This window comes from Actinocorallia longicatena, assembly GCF_039534125.1.
In the GTDB taxonomy this organism is placed as follows: Bacteria; Actinomycetota; Actinomycetes; order Streptosporangiales; family Streptosporangiaceae; genus Actinocorallia; species Actinocorallia longicatena.
Genome location: NZ_BAAAUV010000023.1, coordinates 46,348 through 64,852, shown reverse-complemented (window position 1 = coordinate 64,852; position 18,505 = coordinate 46,348). Strand labels below are relative to the sequence as shown.

The window sequence follows — 18,505 nt, the reverse complement described above, 5'->3', positions numbered from 1 at the left end:
ATGAACTGGGGACTCACCATTCCGCTGCCCGGCGTCGGCCTCGCCGACCACCGGGCCATCGTCGAGGAGCTGCCCGCTCTCGGCTACACCGACGTGTGGTCCGCCGAGACCAACGGCACCGACGGCTTCACCCCGCTCGCCCTGGCCTCCCAGTGGGCGCCGACGCTCCGGCTCGGCCCCGCGATCGTCCCGGTGTACACCCGCGGGCCCGGGCTGCTCGCCCAGCAGGCCGCGACGATCGCCGATCTGGCCCCCGGCAAGTTCGTGCTCGGCATCGGCACCTCCAGCGACACGATCGTCGAGCGCTGGAACGGCATCCCGTTCACCGAGCCGTACGCGAAGGTCCGCGACACCCTGCGGTTCCTGCGCCGCGCCCTCGCCGGTGAGAAGGTCACCGACGAGGCGCTGGGCGTCAAGGGGTTCAAGCTGGAGTCGGCCCCCGCGGTCGCGCCCGGCATCGCCCTGGCCGCGCTCCGCCCCGGCATGCTGAAGCTGGCCGCCCGCGAGGCCGACGCCGCCATCACCAACTGGCTCGCCCCGCACGACGTCCCGACGATCAGGGCCGCGTTCGACGCCGAGAAGGAGCTCATCGCCCGGATCTTCGTGATCCCGACCGATGACGCCGAGGAGGCCCGCAACCTGGGCCGCTGGCTGATCGCCGCCTACATGAACGTCCCGGTCTACCGGGCCTTCCACGAGTGGCTCGGCCGCGGCGACGCCCTGCGGCCGATGAACGAGGCCTGGGCGGCGGGCGACCGTCAGGCCGCCCTCAAGTCCATCCCCGACGAGGTCGTGGACGACCTGATCGTCCACGGCTCCGCCGACGCCTGCCGCGACCGCATCAAGGAGTACGTCGCGAACGGCCTCACCACGCCGGTGCTGGCCCTGCTGCCCAACACCCAGCTCAACGGTCTCGAGGCCGTCCGCGCCGTCGCTCCGGTCAAGCTCGGCTGACCGGTGGGCCCGGGGCGCTCAGCCCTCGCCCGGGAAACTCGGGTGGGGGCCGAGCGCCCAGTACTCGTACAGCCCGTAACCGACCTGGCCGTCGTACTCGAACCGGGCGGCCGCGTCGACCAGGCCCCACATCTCGGGGGACGACGCGTCGCGGCGGTCGCCCTGGACGACCAGGTCCTTCCCCTGGTACATGCCGTGCTTCCAGTTCGGCTCCAGGCCGTACCCCGTGCCGATCATCAGATGGACGGGCAGCAGGCTCGTCACCCGGATCTCGAACGGCTTGCCGCCGGGCGGCGCGAAGGCCAGCGTCGCCGACGGGGAGTTCCGGGTGCCGGGGTCGTAGTCCGGCCGGTACTCAGGACGGCCGAGGTACTCCTCGCCCCGCCCGTCGTTCCAGATGCGGGTGGCCTCCTCCAGGACCCGGCGGCCCTGCTCGTCCTCCTGGATGATGACCAGGATCGAGTGGTCGTCGAACTGGACCGGGCAGTAGGTCCAGTAGAACGTCCCGGCGTTGTTGGCCTGGATGCCCGGGGGCTCGGACTCGCCCACCGGGCGGACGCCCCAGGAGCGGTCGCGGGTGCCCCACCAGGTGCCGGGGGTGACCTCGACGCGCTCGCCGTCGGTGACCAGATGGCCGGTCCAGCGGCCGGTCTGGGCCATCCGGGTGGAGTCGAACATGACGCGTTCCTGCCAGCGCACGTAGTGGCGCGGTTCCAGGGTCGCGGGGATCGAGCCCTCCCAGGTGAGGTCGAAGCTCAGCCCGTGCTCGTTCTCGTCGAGGACCACGCGGAGCCGCTTCAGCCCCTCGATCACCTCGACGTGGAACGGGCCGATGTCGGTGTTCATCCGGTCGTTCCCGAGCTCGCGTGAGGCCCGGACGACCTGGTGGACGTCGCCCCTGCGCAGCACCGCGAACGCGTCGGTGACCCCGAGGTTCGGATACTGCCCGACGCCGATGATCAGCATCATGTCGCCGGAGACCGGGAAGCAGTTGAAGTAGTACCGGTCGTAGAAGTTCCGGTCGGAGGTGCCGACGTGCCGCATCACCCCGGAGATCTGGTGGATCGGGTAATCATCGAGCGGCGAGAGACTCACAGTTCCTCCATGACCTTGCCGAGCAGCTTCGTCGCGGTGTTGGTGTGCGGGAAGGGGTCGTCCGGGCCGACCAGCTCGTAGCTGATGAAGAGCTGGCCGATGCGGGCCATGACGGCCGTGAACTTCAGTCCCGAGAGCACCTCGTAGTACTTCGTGTGCTCCATCGGGCGGCCGAGCATCCGGCCGTAGCGCTCGACGGTCTCCTCGGGGGTGGGGAAACCGGGCAGCCGCGGCAGGTCGAGGCAGTCGGAGTGGTGCCGGTCGAGGTAGAGGTACCAGGACAGGTCCTCCTCGGGCTGGCCGAGGGTGACCATCTCCCAGTCGAGGATCCCGGAGACCGAGAAGTCGTCGGCGAACAGCAGGTTGCCGATCCGGGAGTCGCCCCACAGCAGGGACGGCGGGCGGGTCTCGGCGGGCTGGTTGTCGCGCAGCCAGGCCAGGGCGGTCTCGGCGAGCGGCACCTTCCCCTCGTAGGCCCAGCGGAAGTAGTGCTCGTAGTAGTTGAGCCGCTGGGTGAGGCCGGTGGGCCCGTGGCCGGTCTGGTCGACGAACTCGAGCCCGGCGACGGGCTGGGCGTGGACGGAGGCCATCGCGTCGAGGCCGTTGTTCCACAGCAGGGCCCGGTCCTCGGGCGCGATCTCGGTGACCCAGCCGGCCTGGTGGTAGGGCGGGTTGTCGCTCGGGGCACGGCCCTCGACCGCGCCCATGACGAAGAACGGCGCGCCCAGCAGGGAGGTGTCCGGTTCGTACCAGAACACCTCTGGCACGTTGAGGCCGCGCCCGCGCAGCGCGCCGAGCACCCTGTACTGCTCCTCGAACCGCGGTTCGGGGAAGATCTGGTAGCCGGTCGGTGCGACCTTGGCCACGAAATCGCGTCCGCCGGCACTGAAGATCAGCGTCTCGGCGGAGAATCCGCTGGTGGCGGGGGTCTGCAGCTCCTCCACCCGGGCTCCGGGCAGCCGCTCGTCCAGCCAGCGGGTGAGGACGTCCCGGGTGATCTCGGGGTCTCTCTGGTCGGGTACCGGCAAGGCGCCTCCTCGTAGAAAACCAAGCGCTCGGTAGGTTTCTGGAAACCTAGCCCGCCGGACCGGGCGGGGGGAAGTGTTGCCTACCATCGGATTCGTGACGATCAGGGCGGTTTTCTTCGATGTCGGCGAGACCCTCATCAACGAGGGACGGATCTACGGCGCGTGGGCGGACTGGCTGGGCGTGCCCCGGCACACCTTCAACGCCGTGCTCGGCGGGGTGATCCAGCGCGGCGAGAACCACATGGCCGTCTTCGAGCACTTCCGGCCCGGATTCGACCTCGCCGCGGCCGAGGCCGCCCGCGCCGAGGCGCGGATCCCCAACGGCTTCGACGCCGGAGACCTCTACCCCGACGTCCGGGAGACCCTCGCCGAACTGCGCAAGATGGGCCTGTTCGTGGGCATCGCCGGCAACCAGCCCAGGACGGCCACCGCGGCGCTGGCCGCGATGGACCTCGAGTACGACCTGCTGGCGACGTCGGAGGAGTGGGGCGTCGAGAAGCCGCTCCCGGCGTTCTTCGACCGGGTGGTGGCCGAGTCCGGGTTCGCGGCGTCCGAGATCCTCTACGTGGGCGACCGGATCGACAACGACGTCCGGCCGACCCTGGCCTACGGGATGCCGGTGGCGTTCCTGCGCAGGGGCCCCTGGGGGCACGTCCAGGACGATCCGGAGCTGCTGGCCCGGTGCGCGTTCCGGATCGACGCCCTCGCCGAGCTCCCCGGCCTCCTCCGGACCTCCTGAGCAGGGCCCCTTAAGGGGGAACCCTTACGCCTGAAGTAGCAGGCCGGAACAGTCCTCCCGGCGGATCCGAGACCGGTTCGCGGTACTTAGCGTGAACAGTGTCAGAACGATTTCCCAAGGGGGATGCAATGGAAGGCCTGTACCGTCCGAGCAACGGCAAGATGTTCGCCGGCGTGTGCGCCGGGCTGGCCCGTCGATTCGGGATGAGCGCCGGCCTGGTCCGTGTACTGTTCTTGATCTCCTGCCTGCTGCCCGGTCCGCAGTTCATCGTGTACCTGGTTCTGTGGATCATGATGCCGACCGAGTCGAAGTACCGCACCAAGGCCACCTACTCGGCGTGACCCGTCACCCCGGATCGGCCGACTCTGTTGGACAATGGGGCGGAGCCGTGTTAGATCGAGCCTGGGCAGGCGGTCGATCCGAGGGAGGGGTGTGAGCGGCGAGCTGAACGCCGAGGCGGTGCAACTGCTGCGGTTCGTCCGCGACCTGACGCGCTCCAGACGGGCGCGCGTTCTGGACGTGGCCGGGTACGACGAGGTGCACTGGCTGGCCGAACTGCCGGGTGAGCTGCGCGTCCAGCTGGACGCGCGCGGCGGGGAGGTCCTGTTCGGCCTGCCCCCGATCCCGCTCAGCCCGCCGGCCGCGCTGGAGGAGTTCGACGGCTGGCTGGCCCTGCGCCGCTGGTACCGGACCCTGCGCGGTCTCGCCGAGGTCCCGCGCGACCGCGAGCTCGTCCTCGCTGTGGGATTGCTCACGTGGCAGGCCGGTGACGGCACGGGCGTCCGCAACCATCTCCTCGCCACCCCGGTGCGCGTGACCGTCGATCCGGCGACCGAGCGCGTCGACGTGGTGCTCTCCACGCGGCCCACATCGCTCCAGGACCGCGATCTGCTGGAGGACCTGCCCGGGTTCCGGCCCGCCCGCACCGACTGGCTCCGCGACGCCGTCAGGACCGGCCAGGGCGCGGGTCTCCAGGACTCCGTCGCCGACGTGCTCCGCAAGTGGTGCTCCTTCGCCTTCGACGAGCCGATCGACTTCCGTGAGGACTGGACCGACGAGCAGGCGGCCAACGGCTCAGCGGCGGGCGCCCCGCCGCACGCCAAGGTCCGCCTGGCGCCCGCGCTCGTGCTGCGGCCGCACTCGGAGACCGCGCTGGTCGACTATCTCGACGGGATGCTCGCCGAGCTCGCCGACGGTCCCGTCCCGGCGGGGCTGGCGCACTTCCTGCGGCCGACCGGCGAGGACCGTCTCGCCCATCTCCAGGACCGCGCGTCCTTCGGCGGGCTGCTCACCGCGCTGCTGGCGCGCGGGCAGCGGATCCTGGTCACCACGCCATCGCCGACCGAGATCCGCGACGCCCTGCCGCCGGAGCTCGCGGGCCTGGCCGTGACCGTGGACGGCGACCGGTCCGACCTGCCGGAGCGGCTGGCGGCGCTGGCCGTCCGGTACGGGTCCTACGATCCCGAACGCTACGACCGGGCTCTGGGCGACCACGCCGACCGGCTGCACCTGCTGGAGCACGAGTCGTCCGCGCTGCGGGCCAGGCTCGGCGGGATGCGTCACGCCGAACGCCTCGACCTCGGCCACGGGTACGCGGGGACCGTCGAGGAGATCCAGGCCGCGCTGCGCGAGGGCTTCCCGTGGATGCCGGTGATCAACGGCCTGCCGGAGCAGCCTCCGCTGACGACCGCCGAGGCGGCCGAGCTGGTCGGGCTGCTGGCGACCCAGACCGCCGAGCGGCGGGCCAGGGCGGTGCAGAACCTGCCCGACCCGTCGATGCTGCCGAGCGTCGAGCAGGTCAGGGCGCTCATCACCGTCGCCCAGGTTCCCGCGCCCGATCCGGCGGGCGACCTGGCGCAGCGGCTGTCGGACCGCGATCCGGCCGTGATCGACCGGCTCGAGGCCTGCGCGAACGCCGTGGGCGCCGCGATGAGCGAGATGGGCGTCGACTGGAACACCGGCGACTGGACCGTCCGGGCCATCGCCGACGGCCTGGGCGGACGCTCCGCGGGCTGGGAGCACGTCGCCGAGCTGGCCTCCCGGGCCGCCGCGGCCGACCGGGCGCTGCGCACGCTGGGCAACCGCTGGGTGGTCCTGCCGCCCGGCGAGGAGGGCGAGCTGCTCGGCGCGGCGCACGAGCTGCACGCCTATCTGGCCGGCGGCGGCACGCTGAAGCGCGGGCCGCTGCGCTCGGCCGCCCAGAAGCGGGCCGAGCCGCTGCTCACCGAGGCGACCGTCGACGGCGAGACCCCGGTCACCACCGAGCTGCTCGACGCCGTCATCGCGGCGCTCGAGGGACGGCTGGCCGTCGAGGAACTGCTGGACGGCTGGGCGAAGGTCGGCGTCGAACTGGTCGAGGGCAGGCCGCTGGACGGCATGGTCGCCCAGCTCGCCGTGCTCTACACCCGGCTCGGGCAGGTCCGCACCGCGCTGCTGGCCGTCGCCGAGTCGGCGAACCTGCTGCGCCAGCTCGGGCTGAGCGTCCCGCTGCGCAACCCGGCCGAGTGGCAGGCCTACCGCGCGTCGCTGGAGACCGTCAGGATCCGGCGGCGCGCGTCCACGGCGTGGGCGGCGCTCGCCTCGCTGCGGCAGGCGATCGAGCTGGAGGTCGGCAAGGGCCAGGCGCCGCCGGAGCTGAGCGCGGCCGCCGCCGCGCTGTCGGCGCGCGACCTGGCGGGCTACGAGCGCTGCCTGGCGGCGCTGGGCGAGGCGCACAACGAGCGCGCCGCCCAGGCCCGCTGCGACCAGCTCCTGGCCAGGCTCGCCGAGGCCCATCCGGTGCTGGCCGCCACGCCGATGATCGTTCCCGAGGAGTGGGAGCGGGCCTGGCACTGGGCCTACGTCTCCTCCTTCCTGGAGGACCGGCCGCGCACCCCGGCCGAGCAGTCGATCGAGGAGCACCTCGACCAGACCACGGCCGCGACCGAGGACGCCGCCGCGTCGCTGGCCGCCGCCGAGGCGTGGGGCTGGACCCTCTCGCGCGTGCACGGCCGTCCCAAGGCCGAGGCGCTCCCGGTGTGGATCATGCCGCTCGCGCAGGTGGCGACGGTCCTGCCCGCCGCCAAGGACGCCTTCGACGTGATCGTGATCGACCACAACGACGAGGGCGCCGACGCCCTCTACCTGCTGTGGATGGCGCCGCGGGTCATCGTGGTCGGCGAGGGCGGCGAGATCCCGCCGGACGCGACCGTCACCCCCGACTCGACCCTGTTCGGCGCGCTCGCCGCCCGCTTCCCGCTGCTGGAGTCCGGCGTCCCCGCCCGCCAGCCGACCCTGCCGTCGTCGGAGCCCGAGCCGGTCCCCGAGCCGCGGCCCGAGCCGATCGCGATCGAGCGCGGCCGGTCGATCGTCACCTACCAGCGCGAGGACCTGGTCGACCTGATCACCCGGCTGGCCGCCGACGACCCCGATCTCACCGACGACCAGCTCCTGGAGTACGCCAAGGCGCTCCTGGACTGCCCCGAGGACGAGCATCTGATCGTCGACGCCCGGCTGCGCTACGCCGTCGACGCCCTGGCCCGCGAGAAGCACTGAGCCGCGGGCCAGGGCACGCCCTCGTAGTCCGTCAGCGGACGACGACGGTGGCCGATCCGTGGCCGAACAGGCCCTGGTTGACCGCGATCCCGACGGTGGCGTCCTCGACCTGACGGCCCTCGGAGCGTCCCTGGAGCTGGCGGGTGAGCTCGCAGATCTGGGCGATGGCCTGGGCGGGGATCGCCTCGCCGAAGCTGGCGAGACCGCCGGAGGGGTTGACCGGGATCCGGCCGCCGATGGTCGTCTCGCCCGCGCGCAGCAGGGACTCGGCCTCGCCCTTCGCGCAGAGCCCGATGTCCTCCATCCAGTCCAGTTCCAGGGCCGTGGACAGGTCGTAGACCTCGGCCAGGGAGACGTCGGAGGGGGCGACGCCGGCCTGGGTGAAGGCGTCGTGGGCGAGGGACTCGCGGAAGGTCCGCTCCCCCGGGTCGACCGTCATCGCCGAGTCGGTCGCGAAGTCGGGCAGGTCGATGACCGTCTTGGGGAAGGCGGGCGTCCGGGTGGACAGGCCCGCGATCCGCACGGGGTGCAGGCCGCGGGAGCGCGCGAACTCGGCCGAGGTGAGGACCAGGGCGGCGCCGCCGTCGCTGGTGGCGCAGATGTCGAGCAGGCGGAGCGGGGAGGCCACGACCGGGGACTCCAGCACCTCCTCGACCGCGACCTGCTTGCGGTAGCGGGCGTTGGGGTTGGCGAGCCCGTGCCGGGAGTTCTTCACCTTGACGTGCGCGAAGTCCTCGACGGTCGAGCCGTACAGCGCCATGCGGCGGCGGGCCGCGAGCGCGAAGTACATCGGGTTGGTCGCGCCGAGCAGGCGGAACCGCAGCCAGTCGGGGTCGTCGGGACGGTCCCCGCCGACGGGCGCGAAGAAGCCCTTCGGGGCGGCGTCCGCGCCCACGACGAGGGCGACGTCGCACAGTCCGGCGAGGATCTGGGCGCGGGCGTTGGCGATGGCCTGGGCGCCCGAGGCGCAGGCGGCGTAGCAGGAGGAGACCTGCGCGCCCGACCAGCCGAGCGCCTGGGCGAAGGTCGCGCCCGCGATGAAGCCCGGATAGCCGTTGCGGATGGTGTCGGCGCCCGCGACGTACTGGACGTCCCGCCAGGACAGCCCGGCGTCCGCGAGGGCCTCGCGGGCGGCGGCGAGCCCGTACTCGACGAAGTTGCGGCCCCACTTGCCCCACGGGTGCATGCCGGTGCCGATGACGGCGATGTCTCTGCTGCTCATGCGACCGGGCTCCACATCCACACGACGTACTCGGCCTCGTCGTCCTCGTAGAGGGTGCCGACGGTCAGTTCCATCTCCTGGCCGACGCTCAGGTCGTCCAGGGAGACGCCGGGGGCGACCTGCCCGAGGATGACGAGCTTCTCCTCCGCCAGCTCGACCGCGGCCAGCAGGTAGGGCCGGAAGGGGTCGGGCGAGACGTAGGGGGCGGGCGGCTTGTAGCGGGCGTCCGCGTAGGACCAGAGCGTCCCGCGGGTGCCGAAGGCGTACTCCGACAGCTCGGACCCGTCCTTCGGCCCGGAGCATCCCGGGTTGCGGCAGGCGAGCTCGTTCCGCGGGAAGTAGGGGGTGCCGCAGGAACCGCAGCGGGTTCCGAGCAGGGCCACCGGGTCGGTGGTGAACCACCCCTCGATGGCGAGCCTTCGTTCCTTGAGCACCCGACCTCCTCAAAAACCAACCAAGCGACCGCTCAAATGTACAAGACGCGGCCGGGGCGGTACATGACGGGGCCGCCCTGGCCTGTAGACGGGTGCTAGCCGAAGGCGGGCTTGGTGAGGGCCATGAGGCCGGTGTCGAGCCTGGCTATGCACCGGTAGTAGCGCACGCCCTCCTTGAAGGAGGCCTCGGAGGGCGGCAGCACGTCGATCACCCAGCGGCGGGCGGGGATGCGGGCGCCGGCGCCCTTGCGCGAGGCGAGGAGGGTCCTGGTGCCGCAGACCCGGCGCATCGCCGGATCGACGGGACGGTCGTTCCGCACCAGCTCGGCGTAGTTCCAGGTCGGCGGGTCGGGGAGCGGCGCGACGGCGAAGGTCTCCCAGGTGTGCTGCCCGGTGCAGACGCCCTTGGTGCCCCTGGCGTCGCCCGAGCGGATCTCGATGCCGTCCCAGCACTCGGGGCTCTTGGTGCAGGTCGCCTCCAGCCCGGAGATCTTCGCCGCCGCGCAGCCGTCGTCGCTGACGTCGATGCCGGGGTAGGGGTCGGCGGCCGGGTCCTTCTCGTCGGCGCCGTTCTTCGGATCGGCGGACGCCGTCCTGCCGGGATCGTCCCGCGAACCCTGGTAGAGCATCACGCCGACGCCGCCCAGCGCGAGGGAGGCCACCGCCAGCGCGGCGACCCCGACCAGGAGGTGGGTCCGGCTCCTGCGTACCGGCAGGGCCCGCTCGGCGGCGGGCTCGGTGGGCGGCGGCCACGCCGGTCCGGTCTCCTCCGCACGGCGGGTGACCGGGCCCGCCCCGGCCAGGTCGAGGGCCGCGAGGGCGTCGCGGAAGGCCGCCGCCGAGGGCGGCCGGTCCTTCGGCTCGAACGCCAGCGCCCCGCGGAGCAGGTCGTTGAACGCCTGCGGAAGGCCGGGCAGCGGCGGGACGGGCTGCCGGAGCGAGGCCGCGAGCTGCATGATCGTCGGATTGCCGGTCTCGGGGTAGTGCGGCGGGCGCCCGCGCAGCAGCGCGTAGAGCGTGGCGGCGAGCGAGTAGACGTCGCCCGCGGCGGTCGGCTCCTCGTGCCGGAAGGCCTCCGGCGGGGCGAACGCCGGGGTCAGCGCGTTGCGGGTGGCCGACATCTCGGCACCCGCGACCTGCTCCGCGGCCAGCCCGAAGTCGGCGAGCGCGACCATCCCGTACCGGTTGACCAGCAGGTTGCCCGGCTTGAGGTCGCGGTGCAGCACCCCGGCCCCGTGCGCGGCGGCGAGCGCGTCGCCGATCCGCACGCCGAGATCACGGACCTCCTCCGCCGGGAACGGTCCCCGCTCGCGGAGCCGGTCGGCCAGCGACCCGTTCGGGCACAGCTCCATGACCATGTAGGGGCGGCCGTCCGCCAGGACGCCCGCGTCATGGACCGCGACGACGTGCGGATGCCCCGAGAGCCGTCCGGCGGTCGTGACCTCGCGCATGAACCGCCTCCGGTCCCGTTCGGTCGCCAGCACCCGGCTGTCGACCTTCAGCGCCACCCGGCGCCGCACCGACAGCTGTTCGGCCTCGTAGACGGTGCCGAACCCGCCCTGCCCCAGAACCCCGCCGATCTCGTATCCCGGAATCAGCATGAAAGTCATCTCCCGTCAGGATCGGGAGAATTATGGCAGCGCGCGGAGCTCCTGGATCACATCCGGCATGACCCCGTGGACGTCGTCCAGGAAGCGGATCAGCACCCGGCGCTCCTCGTCGGTGTACTTCTCCAGCCGCTCCCACGCGGCGTCCGCGACCGGGCGGAAGTACTCGGAGAACTGCTCGACCTGGTCGGCGACCGGCTCGACCAGGACACGGCGCCGGTCGGAGGGGTCGGGCACGCGCCGGACGAAACCGGCCCGCTCCAGCCGGTCGATGAGCGCGGTGATGGCCCCGCCGCTGGTCAGGCTCATCGCCTGCGCGAGCTGGCCCGGAGTGAGCGGCCCCGCCATCGTCAGCAGGTCGATGCACTGCGTGTCGGTGGCGTTCAGCCCGACCTTGGCCGCGGCGGCGCTGTGCAGCAGCACCGACCACATGGCGTTCCGGCGGACCTTGTCGCGCAGCTCGCATCCCAACTGATCCACGATTCAACAATAGTCGCCGCACGCCATGCCGCGAACGCGCCGGTCCCGCCCCCGCGGGCTGCGGGGACGGGACCGGACAGGGCGTACGTCAGGTGGCTCAGGACCCCTGGGCGATCTCCTTGGCCCAGCGGTAGTCGGCCTTGCCCGCGGGGCTGCGCTTCATCTCCGGGACGAAGGCGTAGGTGCGGGGGACCTTGTAACCGGACAGCTCCTTGCGGCAGTGGGCGTCGAGGTCCTCGCGGGCGACGTCCGGATCGCGGAGCTGGACGACCGCGGCGACCCGGTAGCCGAAGCGCTCGTCGGGGATGCCGGTGACGACGGCGTCGAAGACGGCCGGGTGGCCCTTGAGCACCGCCTCGACCTCCTCGGGGAAGACCTTCTCCCCGCCGGTGTTGATGGTCTGGGAACCGCGGCCGAAGACGGCGATGGTGCCGTCCTCCTCGACCGTCGCGATGTCGCCCGTCAGGAGCCAGCGGCGGCCGTCGGGGGTGGTCGGGAAGGTCTTGGCGGTCTTGGCCTCGTCCTTGTAGTAGCCGCGGGCGATGAAGCCGGTGCGCGCCACCTGGCCCATGACGCCCGACCCCGGCTGGACGATCTCGAGCCCGTCGTCGAGGACGGCGATGTTCTCGACGTCGGGGGCGAAGCGCAGCCCCTTCTCCGGGGACGACCCGGTGGTGGCCTGCGCGGTGGAGCCCGACTCGGTCGAGCCGAAGCGGTCCAGCACCATGACGTTCGGCAGCAGCTCCTGGATGCGGTCGCGGACCGTCCCGGTGAAGATGGCGCCGGTCGAGACGTAGGCGAACAGCGACGACAGGTCGTAGCCGTTCCCCTCCTTGACGGCCTTCTCCAGCGCGTCGGCCATCGGGATCGCCATCGCGTCGCCGGTGATGGTCAGGGAGTTGACCTTCTCGGTCTCGATGGTCTTCCACACGCCGTGGCCGTCGAACTTGCGGGTGAACACGACGGTCGCGCCCATCCACCAGGCGATCCAGATGGCCACCTGCGCCGCGCCGTGCATCAGCGGGGCGACGGGCATCATGGTGAGCGTGCCGGAGTTCGCGGCGTGGTCGATCCAGCCCTGCGGCGTCTCGGGCGCCGGGTAGGTGGGGTTGGCGAAGGCGAACAGGATGTCCTTCGTGTCCCACATGACGCCCTTGGGCATCCCGGTCGTGCCGCCGGTGTAGACGATGTAGGTGTCGTCCTCGCGGCGCGGCCCGAAGCCCCGCCCAGCGGGCTGCCCGGCGAGCAGCGCGTCGTACTCGACCGCGCCCGGCACCGCGCTGGCGCCGCCGACCGCGATCAGCGTCCTCAGCTTCTCCTGGACCGGCGCGACGTTCGCGACCCGGGCGTCGAACTCGACGTCGTACAGAAGCGCGACGATGTCGGAGTCGCCGTACAGGTACTCCAGCTCCGCCTCGACGTACCGGTAGTTGACGTTGACCGGCACCGCCCGGATCTTCATGGTCGCGATCAGCGCCACCACGTACGGGACGCCGTTGTAGAGCTGCATCCCCACGTGCTGCCCCGGCTGGACGCCCGCCGCCAGCAGGGCGTGCGCCAGCCGGTTGGCGACCTCGTCGAGCTCGCGGAAGGTCAGGTGCTCACCGTCGCAGGCCAGCGCGACGCGGTCGGGCAGCCGGTCGGCGATGCCCTCGAACAGATCGGCGTGGTTGAAGACCGGGCTCGGGTTCGCATCCATCAGGGCTTCTCGCTCCCAACGATCCACATGGCGTAGAACTGGGCTCCGCCGCCGTAGGCGTGGCCGAGGGCGCGGCGGGCCCCGTCGACCTGGTGCTCCCCGGCCATGCCGCGGACCTGGAGGGCCGCCTCGGCGAACCGGATCATCCCGGACGCGCCGATCGGGTTCGACGACAGCACCCCGCCGGAGGCGTTCCACGGGATGTCGCCGTCCAGGGCCGTGGCGCCGGACTCCGTCAGCTTCCAGCCCTCGCCCTCGCCGCAGAAGCCGAGGTTCTCCAGCCACATCGGCTCGTACCAGGAGAACGGCACGTAGACCTCGGCGACGTCGATCTCGCGGCGCGGGTCGGCGATGCCGGCCTGCCGGTAGACGTCGGCGGCGCAGTCCTTGCCGCCCTGCGGGTTGACCGTCTCACGGCCCGCGAAGAAGATCGGCTCGGAGCGCATCGCGGTGCCGTGGACCCAGGCCGGCTTGTTGGGGGCCTGCTTGGCGGCGTCCTCGGAGGCGAGGACCATCGCGCACGCGCCGTCGGAGGACGGGCAGGTCTCCAGGTAGCGGATCGGCTCCCACAGCATCGGCGTCATCTCGACCATCTCGCGCGAGATGCCCGGGATCTTGAGGTGCGCGTAGGGGTTCTTGAGCGCGTTCTGCCGGTCCTTGACGGCCACGAGCGTCCCGATGTGGTCGGGTGCGCCCGAGCGCCGCATGTAGGCACGGATGTGCGGGGCGAAGTAGCCGCCCGCTCCGACGACCAGCGACGTGCTGTGGGGGCCGCCGACGGTGAGCGCCCAGGTGGCGTTCGACTCCGACTGCTTCTCCCAGGCCACGGTGAGGACCCGCCGGTGGACGCCCGACTGGATCATGCTGGCGGCGACGATGGCCGTCGAGCCGCCGACCGATCCGGCCGTGTGGACGCGCATCACGGGCTTGCCCGTGGCGCCCAGGGCGTCGGCCAGGTAGGCCTCCGGCATCATGATGCCCTCGAACATGTCGGGGGCCTTGCCGAGGACCACGGCGTCGATGTCGTCCCAGGTGAGCGCCGCGTCCTCGAGGGCGCGCAGGGCGGCCTCGCGCAGCAGCCCGGCGACGGAGACGTCGAGGCGCTTGGTCGTGTAGTGGGTCTGTCCGACCCCGATGATCGCGCAGGGGTTGCCCATGGGTCAGGCCTCCAGGACGGCGACGAGGTTCTGCTGAAGGCAGGGACCGAGCGTCGCGTGGCCGAGGGTCTTGCGGGCCTCGCCGCGGTGGATGCGGGCGGCGGCCTCGCCGATCCGGATCAGGCCGGTGGCCATGACCGGGTTGGCGGACAGCGCTCCGCCGGACGGGTTGATCCGCACGTCGTCGCCCAGGTTCAGGGCCTCGCGGAGGATCAGCTCTTCGTGCGAGAACTGCGCGTGCAGCTCCGCGACCTCGATGCCGGGGCCGACGCCCGCCTTCTCCCCCGCGATGCGGGCCGAGGCCGAGACCGACAGGTCGCGGACGCCCGGCGAGTGCGCGTCGGAGATGTGGGCGATGCCGCGGATCCAGGCCGGCTTCAGGCCGGTCCGCTCGGAGATCTCGCGGACCTTGTCGCCGGTCGCCAGCACGATCACGGCGGCTCCGTCGGCCTCGCCCGCCACGTCGTGGACCTTCAGCGGGGCGACGTCGTAGGGGGCGTCGCCCGCGGGGTCGTCGAGGTGCAGGGCGAAGGGGTTCTCGCGCCCCGCCGCGCGGGAGCGGGCGGCGACCGCGGTGAGGTCGCCCTCCTTCGCGCCGGAGCGGGTCAGGTAGGCCTGGGCCTGGAGCGCGGCCAGGCTGACCTGGTCGACGCCCAGCGGCGCCAGGTAGTACGGGTCGAGCTGGCGGTTCATGACCTCGCGCAGGCTGCCCTGCGACGGCTTGCCGAAGCCGTAGACCAGAGCGGTCTCGATGTCGGAGTACTGGATCTTCACCCAGGCCTCGTAGAGCGCCCAGGCGGCGTCCATCTCGACATGGCTCTCCGAGATCGGCGGCCAGGCGCCGACGGCGTCCAGGGCGGACACGAAGGAGAACGGGGCGCCGATCAGGTAGTCGCAGGAGCCGGAGCAGGTGAAGTCGAACCGGCTGATCCCGACCTGCTCCTTGATCTCCTGGAACAGCGGGAGGAGCAGTTCGGTCTCGGAGTGCCCCTGGTCCTCGGCGGTGTGCTTCGTCTGCGTGAACGCGACGATCGCGACGTCTTTCATCTAGAGGTACCTCTCGATCTGCTCGAAGGGCAGGTCGGCCTCGCCGGTCGGTTCGAACCACCGGATGTTGGTGATGGTCCGGCCCCACTCCTCGCGCGGCTTCCACGCCGCCTTGACCCGCATGCCCATCCGCACCTGGTCGGCCGGGATCCCGGCGACGAGGGCGAGCATCGGCAGGTCGGCGCCGTCCAGGAGGATGTAGGCGCTGACGAAGGGGACCTCGGGCGCCCGGGGGTCGGGCAGGTTGTTGACCGCGAAGGTCGTGACGGTGCCCACGTCGGACACCTCGACCTCCTCGCTGGTCGGGACGCCGTCCTTGGGGCACAGGCCCTTCATCGGGACGATGACCTTCGCGCAGACCGGGCAGCGGTGGCCGAGGAGCTTGCCGTCGGCGATCCCCTCCAGGAAGCGGTCCAGGGCCTTGCCGGGCTTCAGGTCGAACTCCAGCCGGTTCGGCGCGGTGATCATGGTGACCTCCGGCCGGAACGCCTTGATGTCGGAGATGTCGCCGACGCGTTCGTCCTTGTACTCGGGCCGGACCCGCAGGCCGACCTTGAGGCGCTTCGGCGGCTTGGCGCCGCGCTCGTACTCGCCCACGTCGAGGGCGTGCAGGATCGCGGTGTCGGCGCCGTCCGGCTTGACCAGCGCCCAGGCGAAGGGCCGGTCGAAGGGGTGGGAGGGCAGCGGCTCGCCGACCCACGCGTAGGACTCGACGGTGGCCAGCGGGCCGACCTCGACGAACTCCTCGGTGACGGCGTGGCCGTTGGCGGGGTCGTACTCGGTCGGCGGGAAGATCACTCGGCCTTCGGCCGTCTTCACCCCGACCATGCGGCCGTCGCGCAGCTCCGACAGGAACCGGCCGATGACCGGGCCGACGCTGCGGGTGTAACCGCCGGGGAACTCAAGAATGTGGTTGGGCACTGTCTCTCCGTCAGATCGCGGTCGACCGGCCCGCCCAGTACGGGTCGCGGAGCTTGCGCTTCAGCAGCTTCCCGTTGGGCTCGCGGGGCAGGGACTCGGTGTAGTCGATCGTGCGCGGCCATTTCATCTTGGCCAGGCGCGGCTTGAGGAACTCGAAGATCTCTTCACTGAGGGCGGCACCGGGCTCCACGCCTGCGGCGGGCTCGATGACGGCCTTGATCTCCTCGCCCCACTCCTCGTTCGGGATGCCGAACACGGCGACGTCCGCGACCTTGGGGTGGAGGATGATCTCGTTCTCGATCTCGGCGGGGTAGATGTTCGCCCCACCCGAGATGATCATGTCCGACTTGCGGTCCGACAGGAACAGGAAGCCCTCCTCGGTGAGGTAGCCGATGTCCCCGACGGTGAAGTAGTCGCGCAGGCGCTCCTTCTTCGTCTTCTCCAGGTCCCCCTTGTACTCGAACTCGACGCCCATCATCTTCATGTAGATCGTGCCGGGGGTTCCGGCGGGGACCTCGTTGAAGTCCTCGTCGACGATCAGCAGCTCCGAGATCGGCCACTTGCTGCCGACCGTGCCCGGGTGGGCCAGCCAGTCCTCGGGCGAGGCGACGGTGCCGCCGCCCTCGGTGGCCGCGTAGTACTCCCAGACGCACATGCCCCACCACTCGATCATCTGGTGCTTGATCGGGACGGGGCAGGGGGCGGCGGCGTGGATGGCCTGCTTCATGGAGCTCGTGTCGTACTTGGCGCGGGTCTCCTCGGGGAGGGTGAGGAGGCGCTTGAAGTGCGTCGGCACCATGTGCGTGTTGGTGATCTCGTGCTTCTCGATCAGCCGGAGGGTGTCCTCGGCCTCCCACTTGTCCATGTAGACCAGGGTGTGGCCCATGTGGAGCGAGGAGCCGCCGAACTGGGTGACCGCCGTGTGGTAGTTCGGCGACGTCACCAGGTGGGCCTCGTGCTGCCCGGTGACGGGGCGTCCGGGGGTGTACTTGAAGAAGCTCAGCAGGAAGGTCATCAGCTCGGCGCTGTCGTCGGGGTCGATGCCGGCGAGCTTGCGCTTGACGCCCTTGGGCCGTCCCGTGGTGCCCGAGGTGTAGTGCATCGCGGCGCCGTTGCTGCGGTCCTCGGGGAGGGTGCCGGGGGCGTCCCGGGTGAAGTCCTCGAAGGGCGTGAACCCGGAGACCTTCCCGAAGGAGATGCGGCGGCGGGGGTCGAGGTCGGCCGCGTCCGCGCCCGCGACGCCCAGGTCGGCGAACCTCTCGTGGACGAGGAAGGCCTTCGCCTCGGCGTCCGCGACGATGTAGCCGATCTCGGGCCCGGTCAGGTGCCAGTTGATCGGGGTGTAGTACCAGCCTGCCTGCAGGGCCGCCAGGTAGACCACCAGGCCGTCGACGCCGTTCGGGACGAGCGCCGTGACACCGTCGCCCTTCTCCAGCCCGAGTCCGCGCAGCGCGTGGACCAGCTTGTTGGCCCGGGCGAGCAGGTCACCGGCGCGATGCTCGGTGCCGTCGGGGTCCACGGCGGCGATCCAGTCAGGATCCTTCTCTGCGAGCCGCCAGAAGCCCAGCGTCCCCATGCGGATCTCCCTTGCACTCGGGGGTGGTGTTCGAGAGTGTGAGACTCAAGTCCAGAACCGCAGTAGATCACGTTCCAGTTTGAGTCGGCAAGGGCGGGTCGGTGGGTTGTTACGCTGGAGATCGGCTAACTAGAATCTGTTCTTGTTTGCTGCCTGCATAGGAGAGCGTGCCACCCATGAGCGGTCCCGAGAAGCTGCCGATCAGCACCCCCCACTGCACCGTCGAACAGGACGGCCATGTGGTCATCGTCACACTGAACCGGCCAGAAGCCAAGAACGCCCTCAGTTCGGACATGCTCGTCGGCATGGCCGACGCCTGGGCCTACATCTCCGAGACCACCGAGGTGCGGGTCGGGATCCTGACGGGCGCGGGCGGCGACTTCTGCGCGGGCGCCGACCTCAAGGCCATGGGCACCCCCTCCGCCGACCCGAGGGTCCAGCAGCGGGCGGGCGAGATCCCGAACTTCCACTGGAAGGGCCTGCTGCGCGAGGCCGTCCCGACCAAGCCGATCATCTGCGCCATCGAGGGCTACGCGGTGGCAGGAGGCACCGAGCTGCTCATCGGCACCGACCTGCGGATCGTCGCGCAGTCCGCCACGCTGGGCCTGTTCGAGGCCAAGCGCGGCCTGTTCCCCATGGGCGGCTCGGCGATCCGGCTCCCCCGCCAGATCGGCTACGCCGCCGCCATGGACATCCTGCTGACGGCCCGCTCGGTCAGCCCGGACGAGGCCCTGGCCATGGGCCTCATCAACAAGGTCGTGCCCGACGGCGAGGCGCTCAAGGCCGCCCGCGAACTGGCCGACCAGATCGCCGAGTGCGGGCCGCTGGCCGTCCAGGCGATCCTGCGCACCTACCGCGAGACCGCCCATCTGCCGGAGAAGGAGGCGCTGGAGGTCTCCGACGGCATCGGCTGGCCGGTCATCGGCTCCGAGGACGCCAAGGAGGGCTCCCGCGCCTTCCGCGAGAAGCGCCCCGCCAGGTACGAGGGCAGGTAGCACCGGCCGGACGGCCG

At 71.5% G+C, this 18,505-nt stretch carries 16 protein-coding genes; 5 read left to right on the top strand and 11 right to left on the bottom strand.

The genetic code is table 11. The features are described 5' to 3' along the window. Positions 1-954, top strand: coding sequence for an LLM class F420-dependent oxidoreductase (locus ABD785_RS32040; protein ID WP_344835757.1), 954 nt, complete (start codon positions 1-3; stop codon positions 952-954). 18 nt (positions 955-972) lie between these two features. On the opposite strand, the gene ABD785_RS32035 is transcribed toward ABD785_RS32040, so the two are convergent. Both ABD785_RS32035 and ABD785_RS32030 read right to left on the bottom strand, forming a co-directional pair. Beyond that, on the bottom strand, positions 973-2,049 hold the full coding sequence (locus ABD785_RS32035) for an Rv3169 family protein (protein ID WP_344835755.1): 1,077 nt from the start codon (positions 2,047-2,049) through the stop codon (positions 973-975). After that, positions 2,046-3,077 (bottom strand): phosphotransferase family protein, encoded by a 1,032-nt coding sequence (locus ABD785_RS32030; protein WP_344835753.1) that lies wholly within the window; start codon positions 3,075-3,077, stop codon positions 2,046-2,048. Before ABD785_RS32030 ends, ABD785_RS32035 begins: the two co-directional genes overlap by 4 nt. A 94-nt stretch (positions 3,078-3,171) precedes the next feature. On the opposite strand from ABD785_RS32030, the gene ABD785_RS32025 reads away from it, so the two are divergent. The 3 genes from ABD785_RS32025 (at position 3,172) to ABD785_RS32015 (ending at position 7,350) form a co-directional block, all read left to right on the top strand. Next, the gene (locus tag ABD785_RS32025) at positions 3,172-3,816 is read left to right on the top strand and encodes an HAD family hydrolase (RefSeq protein WP_344835752.1); all 645 of its coding nucleotides are present in this window, start codon (positions 3,172-3,174) and stop codon (positions 3,814-3,816) included. A 128-nt stretch (positions 3,817-3,944) separates the two neighbouring features. After that, a complete protein-coding gene (locus ABD785_RS32020; protein ID WP_344835750.1) occupies positions 3,945-4,157 on the top strand; it encodes a PspC domain-containing protein in 213 nt (70 codons plus the stop codon). A gap of 91 nt (positions 4,158-4,248) precedes the next feature. Continuing rightward, complete coding sequence (locus ABD785_RS32015; protein WP_344835748.1) at positions 4,249-7,350, top strand: hypothetical protein; 3,102 nt, start codon at positions 4,249-4,251, stop codon at positions 7,348-7,350. 31 nt (positions 7,351-7,381) lie between these two features. Here the strand turns inward: ABD785_RS32015 and ABD785_RS32010 are convergent, their stop codons facing one another. The 9 genes from ABD785_RS32010 to ABD785_RS31970 all read right to left on the bottom strand — a co-directional run bounded on the left by ABD785_RS32010 (position 7,382) and on the right by ABD785_RS31970 (position 17,493). Then, positions 7,382-8,572 carry a lipid-transfer protein gene (locus ABD785_RS32010; RefSeq protein WP_344835747.1) on the bottom strand — a complete coding sequence of 397 codons (1,191 nt, stop codon included), beginning with the start codon at positions 8,570-8,572 and terminating at the stop codon, positions 7,382-7,384. Further along, a complete protein-coding gene (locus ABD785_RS32005) occupies positions 8,569-9,006 on the bottom strand; it encodes a Zn-ribbon domain-containing OB-fold protein (protein ID WP_344835746.1) in 438 nt (145 codons plus the stop codon). Before ABD785_RS32005 ends, ABD785_RS32010 begins: the two co-directional genes overlap by 4 nt. A 95-nt stretch (positions 9,007-9,101) precedes the next feature. Beyond that, the gene (locus ABD785_RS32000) at positions 9,102-10,607 is read right to left on the bottom strand and encodes a serine/threonine-protein kinase (RefSeq protein ID WP_344835745.1); all 1,506 of its coding nucleotides are present in this window, start codon (positions 10,605-10,607) and stop codon (positions 9,102-9,104) included. A gap of 30 nt (positions 10,608-10,637) precedes the next feature. Further along, positions 10,638-11,093 carry a MarR family winged helix-turn-helix transcriptional regulator gene (locus tag ABD785_RS31995; protein WP_344835744.1) on the bottom strand — a complete coding sequence of 152 codons (456 nt, stop codon included), beginning with the start codon at positions 11,091-11,093 and terminating at the stop codon, positions 10,638-10,640. Between the two features lie 97 nt (positions 11,094-11,190). Beyond that, the gene (locus ABD785_RS31990) at positions 11,191-12,792 is read right to left on the bottom strand and encodes an acyl-CoA synthetase (protein ID WP_344835743.1); all 1,602 of its coding nucleotides are present in this window, start codon (positions 12,790-12,792) and stop codon (positions 11,191-11,193) included. Further along, positions 12,792-13,949: a thiolase domain-containing protein gene (locus ABD785_RS31985; protein ID WP_344835742.1), complete on the bottom strand. Its 1,158-nt coding sequence runs from the start codon at positions 13,947-13,949 to the stop codon at positions 12,792-12,794. The genes ABD785_RS31990 and ABD785_RS31985 overlap by 1 nt, the downstream gene beginning before the upstream one ends. Before the next feature lie 3 nt (positions 13,950-13,952). Further along, the gene (locus tag ABD785_RS31980; protein ID WP_344835741.1) at positions 13,953-14,996 is read right to left on the bottom strand and encodes a thiolase domain-containing protein; all 1,044 of its coding nucleotides are present in this window, start codon (positions 14,994-14,996) and stop codon (positions 13,953-13,955) included. Next, positions 14,997-15,917, bottom strand: coding sequence for a Zn-ribbon domain-containing OB-fold protein (locus ABD785_RS31975; RefSeq protein WP_344835740.1), 921 nt, complete (start codon positions 15,915-15,917; stop codon positions 14,997-14,999). 10 nt (positions 15,918-15,927) lie between these two features. Then, complete coding sequence (locus ABD785_RS31970; RefSeq protein WP_344835739.1) at positions 15,928-17,493, bottom strand: acyl-CoA synthetase; 1,566 nt, start codon at positions 17,491-17,493, stop codon at positions 15,928-15,930. 176 nt (positions 17,494-17,669) lie between these two features. Between ABD785_RS31970 and ABD785_RS31965 the strand changes: the two genes are divergently transcribed. Further along, positions 17,670-18,488, top strand: coding sequence for a crotonase/enoyl-CoA hydratase family protein (locus tag ABD785_RS31965; RefSeq protein WP_344835738.1), 819 nt, complete (start codon positions 17,670-17,672; stop codon positions 18,486-18,488). Positions 18,489-18,505: the final 17 nt, after the last annotated feature.